Source organism: Frankia sp. CgJB1, from assembly GCF_977947065.1.
Genome location: NZ_CDWTNB010000215.1, coordinates 1 through 6,274 on the forward strand (window position 1 = coordinate 1; position 6,274 = coordinate 6,274).

The 6,274-nt window shown below is 68.1% G+C and carries 5 protein-coding genes, 1 pseudogene and 1 riboswitch; of the genes and pseudogenes, 1 reads left to right on the top strand and 5 read right to left on the bottom strand.

Annotated elements, in window-relative coordinates; translation table 11 throughout:
- Positions 1 to 778: 23S rRNA (guanosine(2251)-2'-O)-methyltransferase RlmB (rlmB, locus tag AC08OT_RS18325; protein ID WP_476603095.1), on the top strand; the 778-nt coding region annotated here is incomplete at its 5' end.
- Between the two features lie 208 nt (positions 779 to 986).
- Here the strand turns inward: rlmB and AC08OT_RS18330 are convergent.
- The 5 genes and pseudogenes from AC08OT_RS18330 to AC08OT_RS18350 form a co-directional block, all read right to left on the bottom strand.
- Positions 987 to 1,367, bottom strand: a complete 381-nt coding sequence (locus AC08OT_RS18330; RefSeq protein ID WP_476591525.1) for a transglycosylase family protein — start codon at positions 1,365 to 1,367, stop codon at positions 987 to 989.
- A 2-nt stretch (positions 1,368 to 1,369) separates the two neighbouring features.
- Positions 1,370 to 1,513, bottom strand: a riboswitch (cyclic di-AMP (ydaO/yuaA leader).
- A 595-nt stretch (positions 1,514 to 2,108) separates the two neighbouring features.
- Positions 2,109 to 2,534: a peptide deformylase gene (locus tag AC08OT_RS18335; RefSeq protein ID WP_476594874.1), complete on the bottom strand. Its 426-nt coding sequence runs from the start codon at positions 2,532 to 2,534 to the stop codon at positions 2,109 to 2,111.
- Positions 2,535 to 3,094: 560 nt separating this feature from the next.
- On the bottom strand, positions 3,095 to 3,682 hold the full coding sequence (locus tag AC08OT_RS18340) for a helix-turn-helix domain-containing protein (protein ID WP_476594875.1): 588 nt from the start codon (positions 3,680 to 3,682) through the stop codon (positions 3,095 to 3,097).
- Between the two features lie 765 nt (positions 3,683 to 4,447).
- A complete protein-coding gene (locus AC08OT_RS18345; protein ID WP_476594747.1) occupies positions 4,448 to 5,599 on the bottom strand; it encodes an alkaline phosphatase PhoX in 1,152 nt (383 codons plus the stop codon).
- A 341-nt stretch (positions 5,600 to 5,940) separates the two neighbouring features.
- A pseudogene (locus AC08OT_RS18350) lies at positions 5,941 to 6,274 on the bottom strand (lipase); the annotation flags it as partial.

A 6,274-nucleotide genomic window follows, 5' to 3' on the forward strand; every position in this document is an offset into this window, starting at 1 on the left:
GGGTTCCGCGGGGACCGGGCGCCCACGGCGGACCGAGGGCGACGAGCTGGTGGTCGGGCGCAACGCGGTGGTCGAGGCGCTGCGGGCCGGGGTGCCGTCGTCGGCCCTTTTCATCGCCGGCGGGCTGGACTTCGACGAGCGGCTCGCCGACGCCCGCCGACTCGCCGGGCGGGCCGGGATCGCCGTGGCCGACGTCGGCCGCACGGATCTCGACCGGATGTGTGGCACCGCTCCGCATCAGGGTCTCGCCCTCGTGGTACCGCCGTTCTGGTATGCCCATCCGGATGATCTCCTCGCCCGCGCGCGCTCGTCCCCCCCCGGTCTGCTGCTGGCGCTGGACGGGGTCACCGATCCCCGCAACCTCGGGGCTGTGGTGCGCTCGGCCGCCGCCTTCGGTGCCCATGGCGTCGTCGTTCCGGAGCGTAGGGCCGCCGGCATGACCGCCGCGGCCTGGAAGACCTCGGCGGGGGCCGCCGCCCGGCTGCCGGTGGCGCGCGCCACCAACCTGGCCCGCACGCTCGTCTCCTACGCGGCGGGCGGCCAGTTCGTCGTCGGTCTGGCTGTGGGCGGCGAGGTGAGCATCGACGAGCTCACGATGGCGACCGACCCACTCGTCCTGGTGATCGGCTCCGAGGGACGCGGGTTGTCCAGGCTGGTCGAGCAGCGCTGCGACGTGAGGGTCCGGATCCCCATGGCGGGTGCGGTGGAGTCCCTCAACGCGGGGGTGGCCGCTGGGATCACGCTGGCCGAGATCGCCCGCCGCCGTCGGATCGGCTGAGCCGGCCGATCGGTGGGTCCGCCGGGTCTCCGCCGCCGGGCGGGGCTGCGGAAGTTGACCTGGCCGGCGTCGCCGTGACCGGGAAACCGTGACCGGGAAACGTAGCGCGCAGCCCCGTGTCCCGGAGGGGACACGGGGCTGCTGGCCGCGCGCCGATCAGTACCGGCCGGGCGCGGACAGTGAAAGCTGGCGCGGGAAGTCGGGCAGCTCAGATCTTGTGACCCCAGCACGGCTTCGATGCGTACCAGGGGCTCGTCCCCTGCTGGGCGTACAGGATGCGGGCGCGGTGCCACTGCTCGGCGACGCTGGCGTGCTGCGGCAGACCCTTGCCGCCGACCCCGCGCCAAGTGCTGGGCAGGAACTGGAACAGCCCGCCGGCGCCGATGGAGTTGACCACGCGCGGGTTTCCCCCGGACTCACACGGAATCACCTTGGAGAGCAAGCGGTCGGCATTCGTCGACGCGCTGACCGGCTGGGACAGCGCGAGGCCACCGCCGATCGAGGCCGCGAGAGTGGTGGCGGCGATCAAGGCCCGGGAACCGAGCCTGATGCGGTTGAGGCCACGAGCGAGCGAACGAGCGTTGGACATTGAGTTGCCCTTCCCCACGCCTGCGAGGTGAGCTGTCGGGTTCGGGCTGGGAATGCCCGGCCGCGCATCGCGGCTTCACCCCGAGAACGCCTTTTCGTGGCGCCCGGAATTGGTTCCCCCGCTCCTGCCGAAGGTTTGATTCTCGTCGAGCGGGGGCAGGATGCGGCGTGCCGCCCGACGCATGCCATCAGGTGACGGCACGGCAATGAACATAGCTGAGAGCGACCCAGGAAAAACAAGAGTATGTGAGGATGCACACAGTGCATCCTGTTTACTTATCCCGATCTTTTTAATGGTGTTTCGCGCCCGCGTGCGCGCCCGATTCTAGAGGTTGTCCAGCGGGCTGGAAATCCCTAGTCCGTAGCTGGGTCGTCACGTTGACGGTAAACAATACGCGGTGCGTGGAGAAACTGTTCCGCCGCGTAGTGATCAAGCCTCCGCTACCCGCTGCCGGCAATCTCTAACCAGGATCTGGAAAAATCTGTGCCGGCGTTCCGGCGGGCCCGCACCTATCGCCCGCTTTCCGGACTATACGGCACGAGGGAATCATGTCATATGTCGGATCTACCAGTCGGTGCCGGACACCCGGTCCCGGCGCTGCGTCGCCGCCAGCCGCCAGCCGTCATGCCGCCCGCGAGGCGGGTGCGTTCGGGTCGGTCAGCGGTTGTAGGACCAGGCCGAGCCGGTACCCCGGTACTGCTCCACCGGGATCGGTGTGGTTCCGGCCCGCATCCGATCCGTTTAGAGCTGACCGTGCAGGTGGTCGATCTCGTGGGCGACAAGCCGCGCCAGCCCCTGCCGATAGACGGTGATGTGCCGGTTGCCGTCGATATCGGTGTGTTCGACGTGCAGCTCCAGCGGCCGGGGGACGAGGCCACGGACGTCAAAGAAGCTCAGGCAGCCCTCGTACTGCTCGTCGGTCTCCCGGGAGGTTTCGATGACGCTGGGGTTGAGCAGCGTGAGCGTGTCGCCGCCCGGGGTACGCACGATCGCCGCGGCGCGGTTGATGCCGACCTGCGGCGCGGCGATGCCCATGCCCTTGCCGAAGGTGTGCAGGGCGGATACCCGTTCGAGGGCGGAGGACAGCTCGGCCGACGACCCGACGCGCGTCCTCGGCCTCGTCGGGCAGGGCGAACGGGCGGGCCGACTGCCGCAGGATCGCCTCACCCTCCTGCACGATGCCAACGGCCGCCATCTGATCGCTGGGACGTGTTCCGGTCTCCGCGGCCGGATCACGTTCCGGCACGGTGGCCCGGAAGTTCCATTCCAGTCGGTAGCGGGCGTGCAGCGGCGGCTCGGTGGTCGACCAGGTGAAGATCCGCCGGTCGCCGGAGTCGGTGCGGGCGATTGCGGTCCGGAACGGGAAGGCATCGGCGGTCATCGACGTTTCCATGCCCCAGACCACGGGATCCAGCTCGGCCGGAAAGTCCAGCTGCACCGAGAGGAAACTCGTCGGTACCCGCACGGCACGCTGGAACCACGGCCCCCACTTCTCCCTGCTCACCTGGTAGCTGTAGTTGATCCATGCCGATTCGCCGGGATAGAGCGGAAATCGCCCTCGACTGTTCTCGAAGAGCAGCCAGACCTCCTTGAGCGCGTCCCAGTCGGTCTTGACCTGCCAGGCCATCTGCTCGCCGCCGCAGTGTGCGCTGAGCTGGAGGTCCTCCCAGCGCAGTGGATCGGATCGGTACAACCGCGCGGAGCGTTCCGGATCTCCCGGGAACCGGTCAACCGATATCCGCATCAGATACCGGGTGACCGGTTCGCTGCCGGCGTTGAGAAGACGTCTTCGCTGGTGGGCGACGTACATGCTGTCGTCGTAGTCGTAGCGGAGTTCGGCCCGGTCCTCCTCGACGACCAGGCCCCCCGGTCCGGGGGGGACCCGGCCCGGGCTCTCGGCGACGACGGGCCCGGGGGGCCGGGGCCGGGTCGACGGAGGGGGTCGCGACGTGGGCCACCGGCGTCGGGCCGGGTCCGGCCGGAACCGTCGGCGGCCCGGGCGGCTCGCGCACGTCCCGTGCCGCCTCCCACGGCCGTGCGGCCAGGTGGAAATAACTACCCGGGATACGCAGCGCGTCGGCGATGCGTTCGATCAGGGAGAGCCGGGCGATGCGGTCCTCGCCCTGCATGATCCGGCTGACCCTGCTCTGGCTGAGCCCTTCCACCGGCGAGGCGATGCGATTCTGACTGGCACCGTCATATTTCTTCATCAGCCGGAACACCGCGCGGAAGTCTCGCGTCGCACACGCCGTCCGGAAGTCCTCCCGGGCCAGCAGCTTGGGCGATACCCGGTAAGGTCCAGATTCGTACGACATCGAAACGGCCTTCCATGTCGGTACGGTCGGTGAAGGCCGGAGTGAAATCGGGCGATCAGTCCTCCGTCAGTCGACACATCAGGATAACGACGCCATGCCAAACGGGCACAGATGTTCGGCTGAATGCTCGACTATCGGATATCCGACAGCACGGGCTCGGCGGTTTCCCGGGTCTTCCCGGGTCTTCGCGGTGTATGGCGGATGTCGTTTCTGACTCCTTGCGGACAGCGACGGCTGCTGGTGGCGTGCTGTCGCCGCTGGCCGGGGTGGTGTCACGGACGCCACCTAGGAGCCGGGCCGTAGATAGGTGAAGTCTTCCCCTCCAGCGCCCGGTTGCCTGTGGCGCAGACGACGACATCCGCGCGGCCCATACGAGAAAGGCATGCCTGACTGACGTTTCCGGATCCCGGTCGCCCGCGTCAGTCTTGGCGGCAGGCCGGTCCCGCCCTGCGTCGAGCCGCGACCTCCGCCGGGCGGGGCCAGCGTGACGGCGAGCCGCAGCCGGGCGTGACGCCCGAGACCTCCGGGAGGGGTCCGTGGACAGGTGGCCCTGCCCTGCCCAAGCAGGGCCACCCTCGGCCTTTGCCCGAGTCCGGGGAGCCCGCCGAACCGACGGGCCCGGCCGCGCTTGAGTCGACCGTCGCAACCACACCCCGGGGATTCGACCGCTGGGCGGTCACGGTGGCGGCCGGTTCCGACCCGAGGGGGAGGCCTTCCGCGCAGTCGGGCGCATGCCCGCGCCGCTCCTCCGTTACAGGATTTCGATCACAGCGAGGTGCGGAACGGACCAGTCACCTCGTAGGTGATGCCGCCGCTGCTGGAGCCCGAGGTGCCGCGCTGGGAGGAGAAGTACAGCCGGTTACCAGCCGGGTTGAACGCCGGTCCGGTGATCTCCGAGGAGCTCTGGCCAGTGATGCGCAGGAAGGGGGCAACGATGTCGCCGGGGGTGATGATGCAGATCTCCATGTTGCCGCCGTCCTCGGCGACGTAGAGGTCACCGACGGCGGCGACGGTGATGTTGTCGACACCGGTCAGCGGGGCGCCGGAGACGTTGTCGTCGTAGACGATCGCCAGGGTGCTGGCCGCCGCGTCGTAGGCCCACACCCGGTTGTCGCCCTTGGTGGTGAAGTAGCACTTGCCGGCCGAGTACCAGGCGCCCTCGCCGCCGTTGAACAGCTTGGCGCCCGAGACCTGGTCGCGGGTGGGTGTGGGGCTGCCGTCGGGGTCGGGCACGTTTGCCCAAGACAGCACGCCGGAGACCTCCTTGAGTACCTGCAGGGTGCCGGAGGACAGGTTGCCCCAGATGGTGGGCATAAACCGGTAGAAACACCCGTCGGACGCGTCCTCGGTCAGGTAGATCACCTTCCGGTCCGGGTCGGCGGCAGTAGCCTCATGGTTGAATCGGCCCATCGCGGCCCGCCGGACAGCCGCGTTGACCCCCCACGGGTCGGTCTCGTACACGTAGCCGGTGCTGGTCTCCTCACACGACAGCCAGGTGTTCCACGGGGTGGTCCCGCCCGCGCAGTTGCGGTTGGTGCCGGACAGGATGCTGTAGGCGCCAATGATGTTGGCGTTGCTGTTGAACTTCACGGCACTCACGCCGCCGCCGCCGCTGCCTACCTCGGCGTTGGACACATAGATCCAGCCCGTGCCGTTGGCGAAGCAGGCGCCGCCGTCCGGGGCCCTGTGCCAGGTGTAGCTGGTGCCCGACACGGTCTGGGTGGATCGGGCGATCACCCGGCTGGTGAAGCCTGACGGCAACATGATTCCGTTGGCGTCGGCTGACTGCAGCGGCCCGTAGGGGCTGTTACCCGGTACCGCCGGGTAGGCCACGGCCGCCGCGCGCCACAGCGAGCCACTGAAGGCCGCCGCGCCGACGCTAACAAGACCGGTCCGAAGGAGAGTTCGACGATCCATTCCTGCTCCCATCTCCACGTGAGGATGCCGCGCTCGCCCGAGCGTCTCCGCCCGAGCCGCAGTATTCCGTGCCGCTGGCAATCTAACGTACGGTGAGAAAATACGACAGAATCGTGGCGTGAACATTGTGAAACCGGCTGGACAACAATATCAACGTAGAGTCAAGATCGACCCGGTAATTATTCGAGCTGAAATCTTACCCAATGTTCGATGTAATTCGGATGTTGCGGTGGGGGCTGGCCTTGTGCGGTCGCGTCGGAGAGGGCGCTGGTTACTCACGTGGAACGGGTCGACGACCAGGCGGGCGTGCGGCAGAGTCCCAGCGAGGCCTGGCGATCCGTTCAGCCATCGCCGGTGAAGTGCAGGGTGACGCGATGCCGGTCCGACGGCCAGGCGGGCACCTGGAGAACGTCCCGGTGGGCCGTTTTTCCCCGCGGCGTCATCGCGACTTCGACCGAACGCTCACCCGCCGGGATGAACACATCTACGCCGGTAATGAAGCCGATCCAGAAATACGCCGGAATCGGCATCATGAGGTGGGTGACGCCATCGGAATTCCGGTCGAACAGGTAGACGCCCAGGGCCATTTTGAACCGGGGTGCGTCGGCGGCATTCAGCACGTTCTTCCCATCGATGCTGAGGACGTCGTCGGCGTCCCCCCTTATCCCAATGCCG